This is a genomic window from Bacillus sp. RIT 809 (assembly GCF_016892495.1).
Taxonomy (GTDB): Bacteria; Bacillota; Bacilli; order Bacillales; family Bacillaceae_G; genus Bacillus_A; species Bacillus_A cereus_U.
On the sequence record NZ_JAFEMR010000013.1, the window covers coordinates 50,870 to 73,335 of the forward strand.

Below are 22,466 nucleotides of genomic sequence, written 5' to 3' on the forward strand. Positions count from 1 at the left end.
ATGAGAGCAAAGACAAAGTTAATTCATGGTATTCGCATAGGAGAACCTTCAACTGGATCTGTAAACGTACCGATCTATCAAACGAGTACGTACAAACAAGAAGCAGTTGGTAAGCATCAAGGATATGAATATTCACGTACAGGTAACCCAACACGTGCAGCTCTAGAAGAAATGATTGCCGTATTAGAAAATGGTCATGCTGGATTTGCATTTGGTTCAGGAATGGCTGCTATTACAGCGACAATTATGTTGTTCTCAAAAGGTGATCATGTCATTTTAACAGATGATGTTTATGGCGGAACGTACCGTGTTATTACGAAAGTATTAAACCGCTTCGGTATTGAGCATACATTTGTAGATACAACAAACCTAGAGGAAGTTGTAGAAGCGATTCGTCCAAATACGAAAGCGATTTATGTGGAAACACCAACGAACCCATTACTAAAAATTACTGATATTAAGAAAATATCTACTCTTGCTAAAGAGAAAGATGTATTAACAATTATTGATAACACATTCATGACGCCATATTGGCAGTCGCCAATCTCTTTAGGAGCAGACATTGTACTTCATAGTGCAACGAAATATTTAGGAGGACATAGTGACGTAGTTGCAGGCCTAGTAGTTGTAAATAGCCCGCAATTAGCAGAAGACCTTCACTTTGTACAAAACTCAACAGGAGGTATTCTTGGCCCACAAGATAGCTTCTTACTACTTCGCGGTTTAAAAACATTAGGAATTCGTATGGAAGAACATGAAACGAATTCACGCGCCATTGCTGAGTTTTTAAATAACCATCCAAAAGTAAATAAAGTATATTACCCAGGTCTTGCATCACATCAAAATCATGAATTAGCAACAGAACAAGCAAATGGATTTGGGGCTATTATTTCATTTGATGTAGATAGTGAAGAAACATTAAATAAAGTACTTGAGAAATTACAATACTTTACACTTGCTGAAAGCTTAGGAGCAGTAGAAAGTTTAATTTCTATCCCATCTCAAATGACACATGCATCAATCCCAGCAGATCGCCGCAAAGAGTTAGGAATTACAGATACATTAATTCGTATTTCAGTCGGTATTGAAGATGGTGAAGATTTAATTGAAGATTTAGCACAAGCGCTAGCATAGTCAACTACCCCCGCTGAGATGAAGCGTTTCAGTGGGGGCTTTGAGTTAGAACTCTAGGTCTTTTCGTCTATCGCTAGACAGTTTGACGCTCTAGCATTCATGCCACCTTACGGTAACACCCCAAGTAAGTTTTTGGTTGGTACTGGCAACAAACTATTGTTTTCACCACCTTTCTCAGAGAGTTTATTAAAATTATTTCTTTCCTAAGATAATGTTTTATCTTAGGAAATCTCGTTTCACGAGACAAGAACTAACACTTTTGTAACTGTTAATCGCTTTTGATAAATCAATATTTGGAACTGAACGGAACAAAATGTGAACATGGTCTTCATCGTAATTCCTTTTGGTTCAAGTAACCGAATGATTATTATTATCCAATTTCGTTGTCGTACAATCTATTCCCTCCTTATCTACGACAGATTATATCGTAAGACAAAAAAGAACAAATGCTCCCTTTAAAAAATTGTTATGAACGAAACAAAGGTGTTTGGTCTACCTTCTGACGGCAATTCATCTCCACCTGAATTGTTGGGTTTCACCCGTAACACAAATCAGATGGAGTCTTCTTGCCGAAAAGGATAAAAAATGCACTGCTAATATAGAGCAGTGCATTTTTATTACATCATTTTGTGAAATGTTTCACAAAATAGACATACACAAATGAAATAATTTCATGTATATTGAATTCATGAAATGTTACTCACGAACAAACTTGTGAAATGTTTCACAAACAATGAAATTCATGTAGGCAGGCAACTCTATTTTTTTTGCGATAATTGGGACTTATTTTGACCTATAGGGACATATAAGGACCGGAATAGTAGAATAGGAGGAAATTTACATGGTAGTCAAAGAGAAAGTTGTAAATGAAATGCAGGAAGTAAAAGAGATGATTGATTCGTTAGTAGATAACGGTCAAAAAGCTTTACAAGCATTAGAAGGTTTTACACAAGAGCAAATTGACAACATTGTTCATAAAATGGCACTAGCAGGTGTTGATCAACATATGCCGCTTGCGAAATTGGCTGTTGAAGAAACGGGTCGTGGTGTATATGAAGATAAATGCATTAAAAATATTTTTGCCACTGAATACATTTGGCATAGTATAAAGAAAGACAAGACGGTAGGAATTATTCATGAAGATCCTCATGAAGAAGTAATAGAAATTGCGGAACCGGTTGGTGTAGTAGCTGGAGTAACGCCGGTAACCAACCCAACGTCGACAACGATGTTTAAAGCATTAATCGCGATAAAAACGAGAAATCCAATTATTTTCGCATTCCATCCTTCTGCACAAAAATGTTCTATTGCAGCAGCGAAAACAGTATACGATGCTGCATTGAAGGCTGGTGCACCAAAGCACTGCATTCAATGGGTTGACAGACCTTCTGTCGAAGCAACGAAACAATTAATGAATCATGAAGGTGTTGCGCTCGTTCTAGCAACTGGAGGAGCTGGTATGGTGAAATCAGCGTATTCTACTGGCAAACCAGCGTTAGGTGTAGGTCCAGGTAATGTACCATGTTATATAGAGAAATCGGCACATGTAAAACGAGCTGTTAATGATTTGATTTTATCGAAAACATTTGATAACGGTATGATTTGTGCGTCAGAACAAGCTATCATTGTAGATAAGGAAATCTATAATGATGTTAAAACAGAAATGATTGCAAATAATTGTTATTTTGTAACAGAAGAAGAGAGAGAAAAATTAGAAAAGCTTGTTATTAATGAAAATACATGTGCAGTAAATAGTGATATTGTTGGGAAATCAGCACAGTATATTGCCGAATTAGTAGGGATTACTGTGCCTGAAGATACAAAAATGCTTGTAGCTGAAATTAAAGGAATCGGAGCAGCATATCCACTATCTCGTGAAAAACTGAGTCCAGTATTAGCTTGTGTAAAAGCAAATTCATTAGAAGAAGGATTTACATATTGTGAAGAAATGTTGAACCTTGGTGGTTTAGGACATTCAGCAGTCATCCATTCTACAAACAAAGAAGTACAAAAACAATTTGGATTGCGTATGAAAGCTTGCCGTCTCATTGTAAATGCACCTTCATCACAAGGTGGAATAGGGGATATATATAATGGATTTATTCCATCACTTACGCTTGGTTGTGGTTCCTACGGGAAAAACTCAGTTTCCCAAAACGTAACAGCGACTCATTTATTAAATATAAAAAGGCTGGCAAATAGAAAAAAGAATATGCAGTGGTTCAAATTGCCACCAAAAATTTATTTTGAAAAACATGCTACAGCGTATTTAGCAAACATGCCTAATATTTCACGTGCATTTATTGTAACGGATCCAGGAATGGTTGAGCACGGCTATGTAGATACGGTTACGCACTATTTACGTAAACATGCAAATGATGTAAAAGTTGAAGTTTTCTTCGAGGTTGAGCCAGATCCATCAGATGAAACTGTTTTTAAAGGTGCGGAAATGATGAGAAGCTTTAAGCCAGATGTAATTATCGCACTTGGCGGTGGTTCAGCTATGGATGCAGCAAAAGGGATGTGGCTTTTCTATGAGCACCCAGAAACAACATTCTATGGAATTAAACAGAAGTTTTTAGATATAAGAAAACGTACATGTAAGTATCCGAACTTGGGAAATAAAGCGCAGTTTGTTGCCATTCCAACAACATCAGGAACAGGGTCAGAAGTGACACCATTTGCGGTTATTACAGATAAGAAAAATAATATAAAGTATCCGCTTGCTGATTATGAATTAACACCAGATGTAGCGATTGTTGATCCGCAATTTGTAATGACAGTACCACCTCATGTAACAGCAGATACCGGAATGGACGTATTAACACATGCAATTGAGGCCTATGTGTCTGTTATGGCAAATGACTATACGGATGGTTTAGCGTTAAAAGCAATTGATCTCGTATTTAAATATTTACCGAGAGCATATAAAGATGGAAATGATGAAGAGGCGCGAGAAAAAATGCATAACGCTTCTGCGATTGCAGGGATGGCATTTGCTAATGCTTTCCTTGGTATTAATCACAGTTTAGCACATAAACTTGGACCAGAATTCCATATTCCACACGGACGCGCAAATGCAATTCTTATGCCGCATGTAGTTCGCTATAATGCTATTAAGCCAAGGAAACACGCATTGTTCCCAAAATATGAGCACTTTGTGGCAGATGAACGCTATGCACATATTGCGAGGATGCTCGGGCTTCCAGCAAGTTCAGCGGCAGAAGGTGTGGAATCACTCGTCCAAGCGATTATTGCGCTTGGAAAAAGCTTAAATATCAATATGAGTATCGCGGAACAAGGAGTTGCTAAAGAACAATTTGAAGCTGTTGTGGAAATGTTAGCAGAAAGAGCTTTTGAAGATCAATGTACAACAGCTAATCCGAAATTACCGCTCATTTCAGAGCTGAAAGAAATTTATATGGAAGCATATAAAGGCGTATAATAGATAAAAAAGAGCCGCATTTAAGTGGCTCTTTTTTACTTTGGAAAACATCTCCCAGTTTGGTTCTATTTACTTGTCTTTAAGCTTAATAGAATGTGATAAAGTGAGGATGGGAGTGATAAAGAGATGAAAGAATTACAAGGAAAAATAGCAGATTATACCCGTTTCGGACAAGTACTTTTGTCTATAAGTACATTTTTAATGATCGGTTTATTAATTCCAAGCGGAGTCAAAGATATGGTGCAGTCTTTTGTTATGATGGGGAGTATTGTTGTATTTTTAGTTCTTGCTTTTTTCTTCTTTAAGTGTGTTAGAACGATGCGTGACCAATTAGAGGAGAGCGAATATGAAGAAAATTGTTAAATAGAGCGCTACGAAAAGAAAAAGTCTTTTTGTAGCGTTTTTTTCGTTTTTGAAGAAAATGTATGCGGTTTATATTGACAATGATAATCTATATCAATTAAAGTAGAATGGTAGTTAATGATTATCATTATCAATTAGAGGTGAAAGAATGAAAAAATCCATTACGCTGTTCACAGCGATCTTATCTATTTTTTTCTTATTAATAGGTTGCAGTGCAAAAGAAAACGAAAAAGCATCCGCCACAAAAACAGACAAAGGAACAGACAAAATCGAAATTACCGATCTCTCAGACAGAAAGATAACATTCAATAAAGTTCCTGAAAGTTTTGCGACGTTAAGTATGGGGGACATGAATGTTATCCACGCTTTAGGAGGAAAAATCGTCGGGCGTCCAGATGCAAAAATTCCCCTTCCAGAAGATTTGCAAAAAACACAAGTAATTGGAAATGCACATCAGCCAAACTTTGAACAAATTGCTAGTTTAAAGCCAGACGTACTTGTTGCTAATAATGGATTCCAAAAAAATATTCCAACGGTTGAAGGGCAAGGAACAAAAGTAATCATTTCTTCAGCCAACTCTGTAAAAGATATTCAAAAGAGTATTGAAATGTATGGAACAGTAATGAAGAAAGAAGATAAAGCAAAAGAGCTTAACCAAAAAATTAATGATCAAATGAAGAAATATGAGAAAAAGAGTGACGTTAAAGCATTGCTAGTGTATGGGGCACCAGGCACTTATTTAGCAGCATTACCAACATCTCTATCAGGGGATATTTTAGAAAAAACGGGCGGGAAAAATATCGCAGCTGGTTTTCCAGAAATGAAAGAATATCCGCAATATGCACAGCTAAGTGTAGAACGTATTATTGAAGCAAATCCAGATGTGATTTATTTAATTACACATGGAGATCCCAATAGTGTGAAAAAAGCATTTGAAGGCGAAATGATGAAAAATGAAGCATGGAAAAATTTAGATGCAGTAAAACAAAATCGTGTAGTTATTTTGCCACCAGATTTATTTGGATCAAACCCTGGGACAAAAGTTACAGAAGCGATGGAATTCATGTATAAAAGTATACAAGATGTAAGGAAATGATAAGTATGGAGAGTAGTGAAATAGTAAGAGAAAAGGAACATCCTTTTGCAAAGAAAAGATGGATAATAGCAGTTACTTTAGTCGTATTAACATTCCTAAGTCTTTTTTACGGTCTTTTCGCAGGAAGTTTATCTTTTTCTTTACGAGACATTCTAACAGGGATACAAGATGAAAGTTCGACAGTTCATCGGATTGTATGGGATCTTCGCATACCGAGAGTGCTCGTTGGGTTTATAGTAGGAACGTGTTTAGCTACATCTGGAGCATTACTGCAAGGGGTTATGAGAAACCCTCTTGCAGACCCTGGAATTATCGGGGTTTCATCTGGAGCGGGTCTTGTAGCAATTGTAATTATGATTCTATTTCCTCAGCACATGGCTTTTTTACCGCTAGGAGCGTTTTTAGGAGCTTTCATAACAGCGATGGTCATTTATGCTTTATCATGGCAAAAAGGGGCACCGCCTTCAAGAATCGTCTTAGTAGGTGTGTCAATCAATGCATTAATTGGTGCAGCAACGTCAGCATTAATGTTATTACATAGTGACAAAGTACAATCCGTGTTACCGTGGTTAGCTGGCGGTATTGGTGGTGTGAGCTGGGCACATTTAAATATGATTATTTACTATGCAATATTCGCTATTATATTAGCTTTCTTCGGTATTAAACACATTCGGGTATTAATGCTTGGGGATGAAATGGCGAAATTATTAGGGCATAACGTGGAAAGAAGTCGGTTTTATTTAATAGTAGTAAGTACAATGTTAGCTGGAATTGCGGTTAGTGTTTCTGGTCTAATTGGATTTGTAGGTCTTGTTGTACCGCATATGTTACGTTTATTAGTTGGAAATGACTATAAATATTTACTGCCATTATCATGCCTTGGCGGAGGGATATTACTTGTTTTCGCGGATGCGATAGCTCGAAGTTGGTTCGATCCAATCGAATTGCCTGTTGGTATTTTATTGTCCTTCTTAGGTGGTCCGTTCTTCTTATATTTAATTCATAGAGGAGGAAAACAACGTGATTTCCGTTAACAAAGTGTTTTACGCACATTCTGAAAGATTTCAAATGCAAAATATGAATGTACATATTAAAGCTGGAGAAATCGTTAGTTTAATCGGTCCGAATGGATCCGGGAAATCTACTTTGCTGCGTTTAATAGCACGGCTACTTAAACAAAGCGAAGGAGATATCATTTTAGATGGGACAAATATTCATACGATGAAGAGTGCGGATGTAGCGAAGCAATTAGCGATGTTACCACAAATGCATGATCATCAATTAGATTTAACAGTGAAAGAACTAATAGAGTTCGGAAGAGGTCCTCATAAATCATGGAGTAGTCGCTTAAACAAAGAAGATGAAGAAATTGTTGATTGGGCATTGTCTGTTACAAATCTTGAAGGGTATGAATATCGTCTTTTACAATCCTTATCAGGAGGAGAAAGACAACGTGCTTGGATTGCGATGACGCTAGCACAACGTACAAATGTCTTATTATTAGATGAACCAACAACCTTTTTGGATATCGTTCACCAGTTGGAAGTAATGGAACTTGTGAAACGATTAAACGAGGAGTTTGGTATGACAATTATAATGGTCTTACATGACATTAACCAAGCGGCTCAATATAGTGATCGTTTACTCGTATTAAAGCGAGGAAAGATTCAGTATGACGGTGTACCAGAAGAAGTATTATGTCAACAAATGTTTCAACATGTATTTGGCATAGAAGTAGATATTTTTCAAGGAAGCGACAAGCCATTTTTTACACCGAAACGAATTTCTAAAAAAGGAGCAGAGCGATGCAAACAGAAGAACGTATTACCATTGAATTAGTAAGAGAATTTGTTATGGCAGCTCACGGAGATTTAGAAAAAGTACAGGAACTATTGGCAGAATCGCCAAGCTTACTTCATGCCTCTTATAATTGGGGCGGCTCAGATTGGGAAAGTGCCTTAGGAGCAGCGGCCCATGTAGGACGTAAAGATATTGCGCTTTATTTACTGGAAAAGGGAGCTCGGATGGATATTTTTGCAGCGGCTATGCTTGGGAAACTTGAAGTTGTACAAGCTATTTTAGTAGTACAACCAGAAGCGTTATTTGCACCTGGCCCGCATGGCATCTCGCTACTTCAACATGCACGAATGGGTGGAGAAAAAGCTCAGCGTGTATTTGAATACTTAACAGTGCTTTCTTAATGACCGCAAAGTTCTTATGTGCGGTAAACTTTCCACTCAAAAGATTGGAAGGTTTACCGCCCGTTAGAACGGGATAAGTATCTAGTATATATGAAAATCCTACACCCCCTCAATTGTAGTTTTCTTAATACTAGTTATGATATGGATGCAGTAGACACTCTTTTGTCTACTGCTTTTTTTTGATATAATACATTTTTATAAGACTGAATTTTCTTTCTTTTTTGTGGCGTCTTGATAAAAATTATTTAACATTTAAGTAGTTTGAAATATATAGTTATGTAATGAGGTTCAAAATGATGGGAGTGAATAAAAGAGTGTTTCATACAGATCGTTTACAATTTCGCAAATATACAATGGATGATTTACCGTTTTATGCTTCTTTATGGGGGGATGAGAAGGTAATGCGCTATATTGGAAATGGAATGTTAAAAACATTTATGCAATGTAAAAAAAGTTTGGAGGAGAGGGTACTTCCAAATTATAAAAACGGTCTCGGTTTATTTGTAATGATTGAAAAGGAAACAGGGATACGAATTGGTCATGCAGGACTTGTCAAGCAGAAGGTAGATGGAAAAGAGGAAATTGAGATTGGCTATTGGTTACTTCCTAAGTATTGGGGGAAAGGGTATGCGAAAGAGGCTGCGGCGGCATTTCGAGACTATGGTTTTCAAGCATTACAAATGAATAAATTAATTTCACTTATTAATCCGAACCACCCAGCTTCAATATTTGTTGCTAGAAAAACAGGGCTTAGTTATGAGAAAACAACTTCATTTCATGAGATGGATGTTCTCGTTTATTCCATTAAGCGGGTTGGATGAAAAAGGTGAATTGCATTTTTTGGAGAATGGTATATAAAAATAAAGGGGGGATTACATGTATATTTACCATAATGGACTTATTATTCGTGAGGGAACGAACGGTGTACCAGCATATGCAATTAAAACTTTATTTGAAGATGCCGGTTGGAGTAATGATAATATCCCTTCTTGGCAAATTGAAAAATTTACGATAGCATTTGAAAATTCCACATGGGCTTTCACAATTTGGGATGAAGAAGAAATGGTCGCGATGGTTAGAGTGATTTCTGATCAAATCATGGTTGCTAACATAGTAAATTTAGTTGTGAAGTGTGAGTATAGGGGAAAAGGGTTAGGTAAGAAACTTGTAGCTCTTTGTTTACAAAAGCTTCCGCATGGCGATTGGTTTGCGCATACATCCGCTAACAATTTTGATTTTTATAGAAGCTGTGGTTTTGAAGTAAGAGAGTTATCAAGAAATGGAACATGTGCGTATTATGGGTATCAAGTGGCAAAAAAGGATGGGCATCGATAAAATTATAAGGTAGTGAAGAAAAAGGATTGCTATTTTAATAATATAAACTGAACTGAGACTTATTTTGTGATAAAATTAAAGAAAATTCAGTTTATTAAACGGGGGATAAAAATGAATGTAAAAGTTGGAGATGTATTTAAATACGAAAGAAGGTTTACTGAGGAAGAAGTTTTTGAATTTGCAAATATTACAGGCGATAAAGGTAGACATCATATGGAATATGATGAGAATGGACGATTAATGGTTCATGGTCTATTGACTGCTAGCATTGGTACAAAAGTAGGAGAAGAGTTACATTACATAGCGAGGGAATTAGTAAGTGAGTTCATTAGACCAGTTTTTACAGGTGATACGATTACTTGTGAATTAACATTAACAAATATTGAGCAAATGGAAGGATATAAAAAAGTTTCAATTGAGTCAGTTTATCGCAATCAACATGAAAAGACCGTACTAGTTGGGACAAGTTATGGAATTATAAGGGAATAAAAAAGAAGCCTGTTACGAAACAGGCTTCTTTTTTATCAATTAGTAAACTCGTTTTCGATTTTCCGCATGACTAGAGATAAGTAATAATGCAGATTCTTCACCTATATTACGAACAATATGGGGAACGCATGCATTCCAGGAGAAAGAATCACCTTCTTCTACAATTGCAATATCTTCACCATGTTGAACTTCCAGTTTTCCGCGTAATACAAGATGACACTCTTCGCCTTCATGAGCATTTGGCGAGTTTTCTTTCGGGAATCCGGCAGAAATTTCTACGAGATTTAGGCGAAGGCCACCTTGCTCCGCAACATGCTCAATTCTTTGTTCATCTTTTCCGTACACACTGTATTTACGCTCTTCTTTTTTTATAATTTTCAAACGATCTTTTTGTTCTAACAATAGATATGGAAGGGGAACATTTAAAAAATTAGCGATCATTTCTAAAGTTGAGATAGATGGTGATGTTTTATTGTTTTCAACCTGACTCATAAAGCCTTTAGAAAGACCCGTTCCTTCACAAATTTGGGCAATCGTAATACCTCTGCGTTGACGAATTTCACGAATTGCAGAACCGATATTCATAAAATCAAGCTCCTTTTTGTAAACAACTATTTGTATCATAGCAAAAAAAATATATTTTTTCTCATAAAAAATGAATTGACGAATAAAAATAATTAGTGTATGTTTTGTAATGTGAATAAAAGTTTTGTATAAGAAAACTATAAAGGAGAGAATGAAATGAATCAACATATTGGTAACTTAATTATTCGTATCGTGTTAGGGGTAACATTCTTTATGCACGGTTTAACAAAATTCCAATCAGGAATTGACAATATCGCAGGGTGGTTTACAAGCATTGGTTTACCAGGAGGACTTGCATACGGTGTAGCAACAGTTGAATTAGTTGGAGGTCTATTGTTAATTCTAGGTTTAGGTGTAAGATATATTGGTTTATTATTCGCACTTGTTATGGTTGGGGCGATTGTAAAAGTAAAATGGTCAGCTGGTTTGTTAGGAGACGGGAAAAATCCTGGATTTGAGTTAGAACTTGCATTATTAGCAATGGGTGCTTACTTATTTGTTGCGAAAGCTGACGGTTTTGTAGATAATTTCTTAAAAGAGAAAATGTTAAAGAAGAATTAATTAAAATGGGGGTATAACAAAATGGGCTTTCCACTTCATCCCGAAACAACACTTGGGGTTGTTCATTTATATGTATCAAATGTAAAGAAATCGCTAGAGTTTTATACAGAAGTATTGCGAATGAAAGTGCTAAAAGAAGATGAAACTGTCGTTACATTTGGGAATGAAAATGACGAACCACTCCTAATAATTGAAGAAAAGAAAGAAGCTTTTCCGAAACAACGAGGTAGAACAGGTTTATATCATTATGCAATTTTATTACCAAATAGACAGGACTTAGCGAACATTCTTCGTCATCTTGTAGAGATGGTATATCCACTGCACGGTGGAGCCGATCATTACTTTAGTGAAGCTCTTTATTTAGCTGATCCAGATGGAAACGGGATTGAAATTTATCATGATCGCCAAAAAGAAGTTTGGCGTGATGAGAATGGAGAGCTACCATTTGTTAGTAACCCATTAGCCGGTGAAGAATTATTACAGCAAGGAAGTACATGGAATGGGTTCCCAGCTGGTACTGTGATGGGGCATATTCATTTACATGTAGCTGACTTAGAAGAAGCAAAACGTTTCTATGTTGATGGTCTTGGTTTTGATGTAACGATCCCAGCTCGTAATGGAGCGCTGTTTGTATCCGCAGGTGGTTATCATCACCATATCGGTTTAAATACATGGCAAGGTGAAGGGATACCACCACAAATGCCAAATTCCGTTGGCTTAAAATATTTCACAATTGTACTAGCAGATGAAAAACAAAAAGAGCAAGTGTGTGAAAGCTTAAAATATATTGGCGTAGTTGCTACGTACAAAGATGGAATATTACAGGCCAAGGATCCGTTTGGACATTGTATACATTTTAAAGTAAAAGGAGAAGCCTAATTAAAGGCTTCTCTTTTTTACTTTCTTATAATCGCTTTTTCATTTTGTAAAAACAGTTCATCAAATTGCTTTGCAAGGTCAAAATCTAGTTTGGTTAAACCTTTTGCATTCCATGATGACAAAGTAATAATGACTGCTTTATACTGGATAAGGATAAATGGGTGGTGATTATGTTCTTCTGATAGTTTGGCGGCTTCAGAGACAAATTCGACTCCTTTTAAGTAGTCGGAAAACATATATTTTCTTTCAATCCATTTTTCATCTTTCACTGTCCATTTATCCAGCTTAACTAATTCTTCTTGTACCTCTTCATTAGTTAGTCGTAGCATCATTTTTCACATCCTTTACCTGTAGTAACGCAAGACCGTTGTTAATAAGACGTGTTACAGATTCGTCAGTTGTGAAAGTAGAAAGTTGTTGCAATAATGCCGCTGATGCTTCGTGGCCCTTATTATGTTCTAAAAGCAATTCTAAAATTTCAAGACGAAGCAACCATTCTTTCGGATGAAATTTATTTAATACTTCTTGAATAGCTATTAATTGATCAGTATGAGTATCGTGTAAAATACTATCGTTACGTATATCCCGAACTGTTTGATACATACGTTCAAGCTCATTCAGTACAAGTGGATCAGGAGTTTTTTGTACTTCTTCATTCATCGGGAAAAATGCAGCCGCATCTGCCGCTCCTGGGAATACAGAAGTGATTTGTGAGCCGACAGCCATATCAAATGCTCCCCATGAAGGATCAAATAATAAGCGATCTTTATGAGTAACTGTACAATTTATAAAGGAGATAAGAGCAATTTTTTTATCATTCTTTACAATGTCTGTTACTGTTCCTTTTACATGAATGCCGCTTGCAAAAGTAAACTCTGCACTATGTCCAATTGTAATGCCTAATGATTGTAATTGTTCTTCTGTACAATTTTCTAATGCAATATCACCATCTAGTAATCCGATTGGTGTCCCGAATCCATCGCTGTGCACAGATGTAGAATGATTTGCTAGTTGTTTATTATGAATTGCTAATGCAGTTGGTGAGCTTGTTCGTGTGTAAATAACTTCACCAGTATCATTTTTAATTGTCTCTGTAAATGTACCCGTAATTTGTAATCCACTACTTAGCTCAGTTGTAGCATGATTTTCGGAGCGGATTGCTTTTTCTAATCCTTCTGTGCCACCTGTTTTAAATGCCATCGTTGTAGAGAACTGCTCAAGTGCCTCAGTCAACTCTTCAAATGATTCACAAACAAATAGCTGTGGCTGCATTTTTGTTACGTCATAAGTTGTCCCGGTGCAAGCTTCAATTGAGAATGGAACTTTCTTTACAGCATCTGTTAAGCAATGCTTACTTTCACCGACAGAGGAAAGGAGACCAGCACCGTAAATTTTTGGGTCATCTATATTACCGATTAAGCCGTATTCCACTGTCCACCAGAATAGACGTGAAATTTGTTCTGCTTCTGATAAACCAGAAACTAAGTTTTGTTTTTCGATTACAGCATTTTCAGCAGCTGCAACTTCTTCAGGTGTAGAAGTCGGGCTTTCTTTTACGATCGTTAATGTACGAACAGCTTCAAAAGCTTCATGTTCTTCTTTTGTGGAGAAAGCTTTCGCTCCAATTTGCCCAAAGCGTTTCACATATTTTGCATATGTACGATCAAGTAAAATCGGTGCGTGTCCTGCTGCTTCATGAACGATATCAGGAGCTGGTGTATACTCGATATTTTCTACTTTACGAATATCTGTTGCGATTGGTAGTAATCCATGCCCCTGAAAATCAAAGAATGCTACGCCGGGAATAAGCCCATCAATCGTTACGGCGCCCCAGCCGCTTGGTGCTAAACAGTCATTCATTTCTTCTACTTTTGGAATCGCATCTATATTAATACCAGATGATTGTAGTCCATTAACATAGGCGGGATGAGCAACATCTTTTAAGAAGTTATGGTTTTGTTTCATAATGTAACGCCAAACAGCGTGATTCACCGGTGTGTATTGATCATAATGCTGTGTGGATACGAATGGTTTTAAATGTGATGGAATTTCTGTTTTCTTTGTCATTTAGACATCCTCCTTTTTTTCTATAAAAATGAATACCGGTTCGTATAGATTGCATCACCTCCCTTTAAAAAATGTAAGCGCTTATAAAATCTTATCATAAGATTCGGAATTATTTAACAACTGTTTGTGTGAGAAATAGAAAAAGCCCCTATCGGAAAATCCGATAGGGGCGAAAAAATCGCGGTACCACCCTATTTGTAAGTGAAAAGGTACTTACATCTCAACTAATGATAACGGAAAAACTCCGTCTTTTCCTTCATGCATAAAAGCACTACGAAAAAGAAGCTCCAGAATTGTAATTCGTACTTATATATGTGCTAATTTCCACCGACCATTAGCTCTCTGAAACAGGGATACAAGATACTACTGCGATTCTTTCAACGCATATATATGAAATTATTTAAAAGGGAAGGACGCAAAAAAGCCCCTATCGGAAAATCCGATAGGGACGATAAAAATCGCGGTACCACCCTATTTGTAAACAATTAATTGTTTACCACTTACTTTAAGATAACGGAAAAATCCGTCTTTCTCTTCATGCATAAAAAGCATTACGGGAAAGAAGCTCCAGAATTGTAATTCACGCTTGTATATGTACTGATTCGCACCAACCATCAGTTCTCTGAGACAGGGATATAAGTCGCTACTAGTATTCCTTCAAAGCCGATATATAATTCGTTCAACTAAACTATGTTTTGTATTATAAAACTATATTTAAAAGCTTGTCAACAATAATTTTATTATTTTACTTCTAAATCAACATTTAAATTAGATGTATTTCCGGCTGCATCAGTTGCTGCAATGTGGATTGTATTTTTCCCTTGTTGTAATTGATTGCGATCGAAATAAATTTCAAAGTTTTTCTCCCAATGGTTCAAGAATGCATTTTCCCATACGCCATTTCCATTAATTTCATACTGTATTGTTACTGGATGTCCTGGAGCAACCCATCCGGATTCTGTCATCCAATCTAAAAGTATATCATCTACTTTCCCTCTAATTACGAGGTTTTCTTGATCTACTTCAGGCGATAATTTCGGTGCAGTGCGGTCGACAAATACAGCTCCTGTTTGTTTCGTTTCTCCTCCAGAATTAGAAGCAACAGCTTCAATTTGGTATAAGCCATCAGGTAGAGGTGATCCATCAGTTTTCGTACCATTCCATTTGAAAGATTTATAACCTGGTGTTTCATTCTTACCTTGATGAACGATTCCTTTATATGTTACTCGGTCTTTCGTAATTAAATTAGCATGAAACGTTACATCCTCAACTGGTGTAACTAAATAGTAATTGATAAGGTTGTCATCTAGTATTCTGTCATTATTTGGACTGAAAGTAGAATTAACGATTTCAAGGCCATCAATACGCTTGTATTCTTTCGGATCGATGCTAAATGTAAATGGAATACGCATTTCTTCAGTCTTCCCTTGCTCTTTTACATATAGATTTCCCGTATATACACCTTGTGGTAAGGAGCTATCAACAGTAATAGTAAAAGGCTTTTCGATGTTACTATTCGGTTTAATGCTAATAGAAGAAGGGAAAGAAGTCTGGACTTTTGTTTTTGTATCTAGTAATTCAATGCGAGTTGAAAAGTTTTTCTTTTTGTTAGAAAGATTTTGTAACGTAATATTTTGTGTTAACTTCACTTTGCCACTATTAGGTTTAATGAGACCGAAACTTACATTGTTTGGTTTCACTAATGCATCTGCTTTTGCTGCTTTTGGAATGTTAATTAAACCAGATCCTTGTGCCATGACAGGATATGTATTTTCATTGACATCCTTTAATGTTTTTGCAGTGTTGGCAAGAGCTGCTTTCAATTGTTCTGTCGTCCAATCAGGATGCATTTGACGCAGCAGAGCAACGGCTCCCGCTACTTGTGGCGCAGCCATACTTGTTCCGTTGTGAGATTCATAGCCACCTCTTGGCACTGTGCTTGTAATGTTTACTCCAGGTGCAACTATATCAGGCTTTATGAGCCAACTTCCTTGTGATGGTCCTCTTGAACTGAAGTTACCAATAAGTTCGGTTTGGCTTGGTTGTCCAATTTTTATATTTTTCTTTCGTTTTGTAATTAAATTTTTCAACTCTTCACCATTTGTATTTGATAGTTGCATAACTGGAAGAGCTACATCTTCACGTCCAAAATATTCGGGCATAATATTAATTTCTTTTTCGTTAGAAATTAGTAGCACGCCGAGAGCGCCAGCTTGTTTCGCTTGTTCTGCTTTTACTAACGTGCTCGAAGTTCCTTGTAAAACAAGGGCGAACTTCCCTTTCACATCTTGTTTAGCGTAATCGCTTGGATTACCGTAGCCAACATATACAAGCTGAGCATCGTTTCCTACTTGGAAATCTGCTTTTGATAAAGGTAATCCTTGGTAAGATTTATTGGAACCAGCTACTTGGAATGTTGGAAATGGAATAGAAACTGTAGATGCTCCAACAGAGATGACACTACTTGCGTTACCAGGAGCGTCAACAGACCAAGGTTTTGGTCCATCATTTCCATTTGAGACGACCGCAGTAACCCCAAGCTTTGCTGCACGTTCTAACGTTAATGTTACAGGCTGATCAGGTACATTCAAATCTTGACCAAGAGATAGATTTAAAACATCGGCACCATCTTGAATAGCGCGCTCAATACCTTGAATAATATCATCGGTCGTACCAGTACCACCATCATTCATGACACGGTAAGCGAGTATAGAAGCATTCGGAGCAATCCCCTTTATTTTTCCGTTACCAGCAATAATTCCAGCAACATGGGTACCGTGGACGTTTCCATCCATCGGATCATTATCTTCATCGACTGTATCATAGCCGCCGATATAATTTGCTTGTAAATCAGGGTGGGTATAGTCGACACCTGAATCGATAATAGCGACTTTCATTCCTTTTCCATCAAGGGGTTTGCCAGTTGGATCTTTTAAATTCCAAGCTTCAGGTGCACCAACTGTAGGGCCGCCAACATTTGGTGTTTCTTGATCTGCTGGGCTTTTTGATGTTTCATGTAACTTATATGTTAAGTTCGGATAAATTGCTTTTACTTCAGGTAAAGAAGCTAAAGCAGCAATTTGATCTCCTGGGATAGAAATAGAAAACCCAGAAAATAATGTACTATATGTTTCTTTTATCGTTGCCTTCGGTGCTTTTTCTTTAATTTTCTTTGTTGTATCCTCTTGTGCCTTTTTTAGTTGCGCATGGTATGATTGCACATTGCTATTTTTTAGATCCGGAGCATGCTGAATGTTACTTTGTGAAGCGAGTGGAGCATGCTGTAATTCTACAATGACAGAAATTTCTTTTGATGTTTTTGTTTCAACATTTTGCGCGATTTTGTTTTCTCCCCATTGTTCAATATTCGCTTTTAACTGTGGACTAAATTGCTTCTCTTTTTGCAGTGACTCAGCATGGGCGCTTAAAGCTCCAAAACTCGAAAAGACGAGCGCCATACTTAATAGTGTAGATGTAGTTTTTTTCATTGAAACTCCCCCTAATAAAAAGTGCTAATATTCCGAAAATAAATATTACATTTTTGTCGTTAATTATAGGAACGGATGTTGGCTAAACTATAAATTCGACATAATCCATACCAATCCTCTTTGAATTGAAAATTTCTTGGGAAATTTTTTGGAATTATGTCGAATGGATAAAATTTGCATATAGTAAGCGGAATATGAGGAATGCTAAAGGGGGAAATGGGGGTGCTATATGAAAAGGTTTATAGTAAGTGGAATCGTGATTCTGGGCCTTTTTTTCTGTTCAAGTTCTATTACTAGCGCAGAAAACAATGGAGTGAAAGTTGCCTTTATTCGTAATCATAATCTATGGATTAAATTCGGTGAAAAAGAAAAACAAATTACAAAAGGAGAGTACATAACAGGGCCGAAATGGTCACATAATGGAGAATGGCTTGCATATGCAAAAGGAAAGAAGCAAAATCATTTTGAACTGTATCGGCTGAAAGATGGAAAGAAAGTTACACCATCTCAATCAGAAGCATCGAATTATCAATGGTCACCAACAGAGAATATAATTGCATTTGTATTTGCACGTACATTAAATATATTTGATGTTGAAAAAAAGAAAGTAGATTTTGACAATGTAGCTAGTGGTGTAGGTGACTATGCATGGCATCCTGATGGTAAGAAGTTTCTTGTATCATCAGAAGCGTTCTTGCTTCCAACAGGATGGACAGGTGCTCAGTTATATGAAATACAAAAGGATGCAAATATGAATCCTCATAAGATGAAACATTTATATGCACTACCGAATGAGCATGATGACTTTTTAGCATTAGTTGGAAGTGGATTTAAGTGGTCGCCAGATCAAAAATGGATTTCGTTTTTGGCAGTACCAACAGCTTCTTTGTCAGCGGATAGTAATACACTTTGCTTAATTCGATCAGACGGCAGTCGTTTTGAAACAGTAGATCAAATGTTATTAAACACACAATGGTTCAAATGGGCGCCATCCAAAAATATATTAGCCTATATTGAAGGGAGCGGGAGAGTTGCCTTAGAGAATAAACATTTAAAAATAAAAGAATTGCCGGCTCTCCAGCAAAATACATTTACTCCAAAAGGCTATGTTGATTGGGATTTCACATGGAAGAACGATAATGTAATTATCGTTTCAAGGGCAAAGGAAGCAGAGCTATCGGTCCCTCTAGAAAAAAGACCACTACCATCTTTATATGAAGTAAATAGTATAAACGATGAACAAAATCAAATTACAAAGCCATCAAATAGCCAAGGCGATTATAACCCTATTTTTATTAAGAAGAGCAACCAATTAATGTGGATCCGTTCAAATCGTAAGAAAGCTGATGTATGGCTTGCTCATAGCGATGGGAAATATGAAAAGAAGTGGATTGAAAATATAGATGTGCCAGAGTGGTATTATGAGAAATGGGATTGGGAAGATGTCGTTTCGGTTAAAGACAAGTAAAAAAACCTGCCTAAAATATAATTTTTAGGCAGGTTTTTCAATGTTATTTATGTGTTTTATTTGGCTTTTTTTTCGCAGGGTTTCCGTTCCCTTGGCGCTTTCTATTTTGTTCATCTTTTGCTTGTTTTTCATGTAATGTATCTAAAAAGTCATTTGAGTTACTCATTTTTATATCTCTCCTTTTTTCATTGCGTCCTAGTTACTATAACCATTTAGGAGGATAATCATGAGATAAAAGTTAAGCACTTAGTTTTCTTCGGTAGTATACGTAAAATAGTCCATATGTAATGAATAACATAAGTAAAACTTGTAACTCTACATTTTCTTTTAAAATAGTTGCGACAGGAGCTGGTAAGTAAGGTGATGTATCGCTCGTTCCTAAACCTAACCATTTGTTTAAGAGGTTAAAGATACAAAACATGAAAACACCAGACCAGCTTGCGATAATTGCCTTCTGCTTAATTTTTGTTTCCCGTTCATCATCTGTAATCCAAGGATTAGCAGTTTTATCGCTATTAAAAAAGCCATTTATGTATCCCCATATGATCATTCCGATAAAGAAGATAATCCATTTCATATTTGTAATCCTCCTCTTCTTGTAAAAAATATTTTACATATATAATTGTAATATTTTCCAAAAGTTGATGTCAAACACTTTTTACATTCTGCTTTTTAAAATAGCAGGAGTAAAGAAAAAATTAGGGAAGAAATATGTGAGACTATTTCATAGTGAGAGGAAGAGGAGAATGAAACTTGTCTTTGTTCGGCATGGTGAAGGTGAGCATACGAAAGATTTACCATTAAGTTTACAAGCGGTGAATCCGCCATTGACGGGTGTGGGAAAGAAGCAGGCTAAATTACTTCAGTGCGATGTACCATTACAAGAAAAGGATATATTAATCGCTAGTCCTACACTTCGAACTTTACAAACTGCGGCAATGTGGAGTGCGGAAGTTGCTTGTCAAAAAATTGTTCATCCATATATATCCCCGCGTATTTTCCCTTATCGGGAATACGCCAAAACATTACCGTGCGATCAATTGTTAGATCGAAAGGTAATAAAAAATTTATTTCCACATTTTTCATTAGAAGAAAGTACAAATGAATTGTTATGGAATGAGGGAGTCAATATCATCTCAGAGAAGGAATTTCAGCAAATAGTAGATGAATTTCTGCACTGGTGCTATCAGTTAAGAGCAGAAAAAGTTTGTATCGTTTCACATGATGGAACAATTACAGCGTATAGGCAATATTTACAGAAAGTCGCTTTAACTAGAGCTGATTTTTTGAAAGAAACGGGTATATATGAAATGGACTTATAGGAGGGGGATTTGTAATGGAAGAGTTAGGGGGAAATGTGTACGACTTAAATGAGCAGAGAGTATACTTTGGCGTAGCGGAAATTAAGTAATATGCAAAATTGCATATTACACATATTGTAAATGGTTGGTATAAGTTTGGGGGGAAACTAGTAGAATCCTTTTTACATAGTGATGTAAAATCATATGTTGGATCGATAGATTATGTAGATGGGAATGTAGCGCTTATGTTTACAATACGCTTATTTTATGGGCTTATTAACCATAAAAAACGTTAGAAGAGGCTTTTCAACAAGCGAGATTAATCGATGAGGAGACACATACATTTCGATTATATAAATAGTATGAAACACGTTTATTTTATATTCGAATAAACGTGTTTCACATTTAACTCACAGTTTTTTTACATTTTCTTCAATGAAAATGATTATCACCTGTGGTATGATATGTTCAAGTTTTTACAGGTAATAAAAGTTACTATATATACGTTAGTATTTAATGTTTTGTATGTATGTCACGAATTATTCATAATTAATATTTTAAAAGTAAGTAACTAATGTTATCATATTATCTGTAACTGACTTAATTACAACTTTAGGAGGAAGATATGATTATTCAATTTTTAAGAGAAAACAAAGCAGTTTCTTTTGTATTAGCGATAATTCGAGTGTATCTTGGTTACACATGGGTAATGGCTGGAATCGGTAAACTACAAGGAAAAGGATTCGATGCAACTGGTTATTTACAAGGTGCAATTGAAAAATCTAAAGGAGCACAACCAGCTGTTCAATCTTGGTGGGCATCATTCTTACAAGATTTTGCAATTCCAAACGTTGATTTATTTAATACACTTGTGACGTGGGGAGAAATTTTAGTCGGAATTGGTTTAATTGTAGGCTGTTTAACAAAAACAGCGGTCTTTTTCGGTCTTGTAATGAACTTTTCCTATATGTTTAGTGGGTCAATTGGTGTAAACCCTGAAATGGTTATCTTATCCATGTTCGTTCTTGTTTCTGGTATGAATGCTGGAAAACTTGGAATTGATGGCTTCGTTATTCCAAAAGTACTAGGATCAAAAACTCAAAAACGCCAAAAGCAAGCTGCTTAATATATGAAAACGGGTATCTCAAAAAGAGATACCCGTTTATTTTTCAGCATTTATAGGATTTTTCTCGAAAAAATCTTTTACATACCCTACAAATTCTTGTGGCTCTTGACGAAATGGAGCATGGTAACCCTTTTCAATAATATGGAAAGTGCTATTTTTTAAGAATTGATGATAAGTTTCTCCTTCTTTCCAAGAAACGCTACTATCATTTCTTCCCCATATAATTAAAGTTGGTTGCTTAATTTCATTTGCATTGATTTGAAGACGCCTAGGCCATAATTTCATTTTATTATAATGCTCTTCATCATTACGCTTGAATTTAACTTTGCTCTCATCATAATCTGCAATAGAAGAAACGGCACTTAAATCAGTCGACAACTTTGGTTTTGGTGAACCTTGTTTATTAACGAGAGTATGAGGGCCGCCTGTAGCATCAGTTAAAATAAGGTGAGTAACCGCTTCAGGGTATAAATATGTTAAATTAAGAGAAATTTCTCCGCCCATCGAATGTCCCAGTATTGCGAATGAGTCATACCCTAGTTTTTTCATTAACTTATAATACAAATTTGCATGAGTTGGAAAAGAATAATAAAAATCCATCGGCTTAGAGGAACGTCCGAATCCTAAGGCATCAACAGAAATAATCGTATGATTTTTTGCTAAATCTGAGTAAATCTTTTGAAAACCATCGGATGATCCTCCAAATCCATGGATCATAAGTAAAGGTGGTTTTTCATCACCAATCTTTTTAAAGTAAATCGTTTGACCATCTATCTCTACCATTTTTTCCTCGGTAGCTAGTTTCGCTGTAATTGTATTTTTAACTTTTTTTACTTGTTCTACTGGCTTTTCTGCTGCACTACATCCTACTAATAGTGTAAGAGTAAGACAACCTACCATACAATAGCTAAATCGCTTCAATTAGGTG

General features: G+C 36.2%; 22 protein-coding genes, 2 pseudogenes and 2 other annotated features. Of the genes and pseudogenes, 16 read left to right on the plus strand and 8 right to left on the minus strand.

The genetic code is table 11. The features are described from left to right. Nucleotides 1-1,134 (plus strand): bifunctional cystathionine gamma-lyase/homocysteine desulfhydrase, encoded by a 1,134-nt coding sequence (locus tag JTF23_RS15270; protein ID WP_002111958.1) that lies wholly within the window; start codon nucleotides 1-3, stop codon nucleotides 1,132-1,134. Between the two features lie 193 nt (nucleotides 1,135-1,327). Here the strand turns inward: JTF23_RS15270 and JTF23_RS27865 are convergent. Then, nucleotides 1,328-1,473: pseudogene (locus JTF23_RS27865) on the minus strand (transposase); the annotation flags it as partial. Nucleotides 1,474-1,975: 502 nt separating this feature from the next. Between JTF23_RS27865 and adhE the strand changes: the two are divergent. The 9 genes from adhE to JTF23_RS15320 all read left to right on the plus strand — a co-directional run bounded on the left by adhE (nucleotide 1,976) and on the right by JTF23_RS15320 (nucleotide 10,063). Next, complete coding sequence (adhE, locus tag JTF23_RS15280) at nucleotides 1,976-4,579, plus strand: bifunctional acetaldehyde-CoA/alcohol dehydrogenase (protein WP_204209108.1); 2,604 nt, start codon at nucleotides 1,976-1,978, stop codon at nucleotides 4,577-4,579. Between the two features lie 126 nt (nucleotides 4,580-4,705). Beyond that, complete coding sequence (locus tag JTF23_RS15285; RefSeq protein WP_002111956.1) at nucleotides 4,706-4,942, plus strand: YrhC family protein; 237 nt, start codon at nucleotides 4,706-4,708, stop codon at nucleotides 4,940-4,942. 148 nt (nucleotides 4,943-5,090) lie between these two features. Then, on the plus strand, nucleotides 5,091-6,038 hold the full coding sequence (locus tag JTF23_RS15290) for an ABC transporter substrate-binding protein (RefSeq protein ID WP_016106201.1): 948 nt from the start codon (nucleotides 5,091-5,093) through the stop codon (nucleotides 6,036-6,038). Nucleotides 6,039-6,043: 5 nt separating this feature from the next. Beyond that, the gene (locus JTF23_RS15295; protein WP_002111954.1) at nucleotides 6,044-7,072 is read left to right on the plus strand and encodes a FecCD family ABC transporter permease; all 1,029 of its coding nucleotides are present in this window, start codon (nucleotides 6,044-6,046) and stop codon (nucleotides 7,070-7,072) included. Then, on the plus strand, nucleotides 7,059-7,877 hold the full coding sequence (locus JTF23_RS15300) for an ABC transporter ATP-binding protein (RefSeq protein WP_002111952.1): 819 nt from the start codon (nucleotides 7,059-7,061) through the stop codon (nucleotides 7,875-7,877). Before JTF23_RS15295 ends, JTF23_RS15300 begins: the two co-directional genes overlap by 14 nt. Next, a complete protein-coding gene (locus tag JTF23_RS15305; protein WP_078172783.1) occupies nucleotides 7,844-8,239 on the plus strand; it encodes an ankyrin repeat domain-containing protein in 396 nt (131 codons plus the stop codon). Before JTF23_RS15300 ends, JTF23_RS15305 begins: the two co-directional genes overlap by 34 nt. Before the next feature lie 293 nt (nucleotides 8,240-8,532). Then, a complete protein-coding gene (locus JTF23_RS15310; RefSeq protein ID WP_002111949.1) occupies nucleotides 8,533-9,060 on the plus strand; it encodes a GNAT family N-acetyltransferase in 528 nt (175 codons plus the stop codon). 55 nt (nucleotides 9,061-9,115) lie between these two features. Next, nucleotides 9,116-9,574, plus strand: coding sequence for a GNAT family N-acetyltransferase (locus JTF23_RS15315; RefSeq protein WP_002111948.1), 459 nt, complete (start codon nucleotides 9,116-9,118; stop codon nucleotides 9,572-9,574). 111 nt (nucleotides 9,575-9,685) lie between these two features. Then, complete coding sequence (locus tag JTF23_RS15320) at nucleotides 9,686-10,063, plus strand: hotdog family protein (protein WP_002160412.1); 378 nt, start codon at nucleotides 9,686-9,688, stop codon at nucleotides 10,061-10,063. Nucleotides 10,064-10,102: 39 nt separating this feature from the next. Here JTF23_RS15320 and JTF23_RS15325 read toward each other — a convergent pair whose 3' ends face one another. Next, entirely contained in the window at nucleotides 10,103-10,648 is a 546-nt protein-coding gene (locus JTF23_RS15325) for a helix-turn-helix domain-containing protein (RefSeq protein WP_088099534.1), read from the minus strand. A gap of 156 nt (nucleotides 10,649-10,804) precedes the next feature. Here JTF23_RS15325 and JTF23_RS15330 point away from each other — a divergent pair, with 156 nt between their 5' ends. Both JTF23_RS15330 and JTF23_RS15335 read left to right on the plus strand, forming a co-directional pair. Further along, nucleotides 10,805-11,209: a DoxX family protein gene (locus JTF23_RS15330; protein WP_070144931.1), complete on the plus strand. Its 405-nt coding sequence runs from the start codon at nucleotides 10,805-10,807 to the stop codon at nucleotides 11,207-11,209. Between the two features lie 21 nt (nucleotides 11,210-11,230). Continuing rightward, nucleotides 11,231-12,088, plus strand: a complete 858-nt coding sequence (locus JTF23_RS15335; protein WP_088099533.1) for a VOC family protein — start codon at nucleotides 11,231-11,233, stop codon at nucleotides 12,086-12,088. Between the two features lie 17 nt (nucleotides 12,089-12,105). Here the strand turns inward: JTF23_RS15335 and JTF23_RS15340 are convergent, their stop codons facing one another. The 3 genes from JTF23_RS15340 to JTF23_RS15350 all read right to left on the minus strand — a co-directional run bounded on the left by JTF23_RS15340 (nucleotide 12,106) and on the right by JTF23_RS15350 (nucleotide 17,643). Then, nucleotides 12,106-12,420, minus strand: a complete 315-nt coding sequence (locus JTF23_RS15340) for a 4a-hydroxytetrahydrobiopterin dehydratase (RefSeq protein WP_002199307.1) — start codon at nucleotides 12,418-12,420, stop codon at nucleotides 12,106-12,108. Continuing rightward, nucleotides 12,401-14,155, minus strand: coding sequence for an aromatic amino acid hydroxylase (locus JTF23_RS15345; protein WP_088099532.1), 1,755 nt, complete (start codon nucleotides 14,153-14,155; stop codon nucleotides 12,401-12,403). The genes JTF23_RS15340 and JTF23_RS15345 overlap by 20 nt, the downstream gene beginning before the upstream one ends. Before the next feature lie 162 nt (nucleotides 14,156-14,317). Next, nucleotides 14,318-14,545 (minus strand) — a binding site (T-box leader). 51 nt (nucleotides 14,546-14,596) lie between these two features. After that, nucleotides 14,597-14,825: a binding site (T-box leader), on the minus strand. A 70-nt stretch (nucleotides 14,826-14,895) separates the two neighbouring features. Continuing rightward, a complete protein-coding gene (locus tag JTF23_RS15350; protein WP_204209109.1) occupies nucleotides 14,896-17,643 on the minus strand; it encodes a S8 family serine peptidase in 2,748 nt (915 codons plus the stop codon). A gap of 229 nt (nucleotides 17,644-17,872) precedes the next feature. Between JTF23_RS15350 and JTF23_RS15355 the strand changes: the two genes are divergently transcribed. Then, the gene (locus JTF23_RS15355) at nucleotides 17,873-19,111 is read left to right on the plus strand and encodes a TolB family protein (RefSeq protein WP_088099530.1); all 1,239 of its coding nucleotides are present in this window, start codon (nucleotides 17,873-17,875) and stop codon (nucleotides 19,109-19,111) included. A 43-nt stretch (nucleotides 19,112-19,154) separates the two neighbouring features. Here JTF23_RS15355 and JTF23_RS15360 read toward each other — a convergent pair whose 3' ends face one another. Further along, nucleotides 19,155-19,277 (minus strand): DUF4023 domain-containing protein, encoded by a 123-nt coding sequence (locus JTF23_RS15360; RefSeq protein WP_000071861.1) that lies wholly within the window; start codon nucleotides 19,275-19,277, stop codon nucleotides 19,155-19,157. A gap of 72 nt (nucleotides 19,278-19,349) precedes the next feature. Continuing rightward, nucleotides 19,350-19,688, minus strand: coding sequence for a hypothetical protein (locus tag JTF23_RS15365; protein ID WP_016106194.1), 339 nt, complete (start codon nucleotides 19,686-19,688; stop codon nucleotides 19,350-19,352). Nucleotides 19,689-19,857: 169 nt separating this feature from the next. On the opposite strand from JTF23_RS15365, the gene JTF23_RS15370 reads away from it, so the two are divergent. The 3 genes and pseudogenes from JTF23_RS15370 to JTF23_RS15380 all read left to right on the plus strand — a co-directional run bounded on the left by JTF23_RS15370 (nucleotide 19,858) and on the right by JTF23_RS15380 (nucleotide 21,538). Continuing rightward, nucleotides 19,858-20,433, plus strand: coding sequence for a histidine phosphatase family protein (locus tag JTF23_RS15370; protein WP_204209110.1), 576 nt, complete (start codon nucleotides 19,858-19,860; stop codon nucleotides 20,431-20,433). 2 nt (nucleotides 20,434-20,435) lie between these two features. Further along, a pseudogene (locus JTF23_RS15375) lies at nucleotides 20,436-20,773 on the plus strand (delta-aminolevulinic acid dehydratase); the annotation flags it as partial. A gap of 264 nt (nucleotides 20,774-21,037) precedes the next feature. Beyond that, nucleotides 21,038-21,538: a DoxX family protein gene (locus JTF23_RS15380; RefSeq protein WP_088099528.1), complete on the plus strand. Its 501-nt coding sequence runs from the start codon at nucleotides 21,038-21,040 to the stop codon at nucleotides 21,536-21,538. A gap of 36 nt (nucleotides 21,539-21,574) precedes the next feature. On the opposite strand, the gene JTF23_RS15385 is transcribed toward JTF23_RS15380, so the two are convergent. Further along, nucleotides 21,575-22,459, minus strand: coding sequence for an alpha/beta fold hydrolase (locus JTF23_RS15385; RefSeq protein ID WP_088099527.1), 885 nt, complete (start codon nucleotides 22,457-22,459; stop codon nucleotides 21,575-21,577). Nucleotides 22,460-22,466: the final 7 nt, after the last annotated feature.

Coding starts and splice junctions, on each gene's coding strand:
- JTF23_RS15270 (WP_002111958.1), top strand. CDS start 1: ATGAGAGCAAAGACAAAGTTAATTCATGGTATTCGCATAGGAGAACCT.
- adhE (WP_204209108.1), top strand. CDS start 1,976: ATGGTAGTCAAAGAGAAAGTTGTAAATGAAATGCAGGAAGTAAAAGAG.
- JTF23_RS15285 (WP_002111956.1), top strand. CDS start 4,706: ATGAAAGAATTACAAGGAAAAATAGCAGATTATACCCGTTTCGGACAA.
- JTF23_RS15290 (WP_016106201.1), top strand. CDS start 5,091: ATGAAAAAATCCATTACGCTGTTCACAGCGATCTTATCTATTTTTTTC.
- JTF23_RS15295 (WP_002111954.1), top strand. CDS start 6,044: ATGGAGAGTAGTGAAATAGTAAGAGAAAAGGAACATCCTTTTGCAAAG.
- JTF23_RS15305 (WP_078172783.1), top strand. CDS start 7,844: ATGCAAACAGAAGAACGTATTACCATTGAATTAGTAAGAGAATTTGTT.
- JTF23_RS15310 (WP_002111949.1), top strand. CDS start 8,533: ATGATGGGAGTGAATAAAAGAGTGTTTCATACAGATCGTTTACAATTT.
- JTF23_RS15315 (WP_002111948.1), top strand. CDS start 9,116: ATGTATATTTACCATAATGGACTTATTATTCGTGAGGGAACGAACGGT.
- JTF23_RS15320 (WP_002160412.1), top strand. CDS start 9,686: ATGAATGTAAAAGTTGGAGATGTATTTAAATACGAAAGAAGGTTTACT.
- JTF23_RS15325 (WP_088099534.1), bottom strand. CDS start 10,648: ATGAATATCGGTTCTGCAATTCGTGAAATTCGTCAACGCAGAGGTATT.
- JTF23_RS15330 (WP_070144931.1), top strand. CDS start 10,805: ATGAATCAACATATTGGTAACTTAATTATTCGTATCGTGTTAGGGGTA.
- JTF23_RS15335 (WP_088099533.1), top strand. CDS start 11,231: ATGGGCTTTCCACTTCATCCCGAAACAACACTTGGGGTTGTTCATTTA.
- JTF23_RS15340 (WP_002199307.1), bottom strand. CDS start 12,420: ATGATGCTACGACTAACTAATGAAGAGGTACAAGAAGAATTAGTTAAG.
- JTF23_RS15345 (WP_088099532.1), bottom strand. CDS start 14,155: ATGACAAAGAAAACAGAAATTCCATCACATTTAAAACCATTCGTATCC.
- JTF23_RS15350 (WP_204209109.1), bottom strand. CDS start 17,643: ATGAAAAAAACTACATCTACACTATTAAGTATGGCGCTCGTCTTTTCG.
- JTF23_RS15355 (WP_088099530.1), top strand. CDS start 17,873: ATGAAAAGGTTTATAGTAAGTGGAATCGTGATTCTGGGCCTTTTTTTC.
- JTF23_RS15360 (WP_000071861.1), bottom strand. CDS start 19,277: ATGAGTAACTCAAATGACTTTTTAGATACATTACATGAAAAACAAGCA.
- JTF23_RS15365 (WP_016106194.1), bottom strand. CDS start 19,688: ATGAAATGGATTATCTTCTTTATCGGAATGATCATATGGGGATACATA.
- JTF23_RS15370 (WP_204209110.1), top strand. CDS start 19,858: ATGAAACTTGTCTTTGTTCGGCATGGTGAAGGTGAGCATACGAAAGAT.
- JTF23_RS15380 (WP_088099528.1), top strand. CDS start 21,038: ATGATTATTCAATTTTTAAGAGAAAACAAAGCAGTTTCTTTTGTATTA.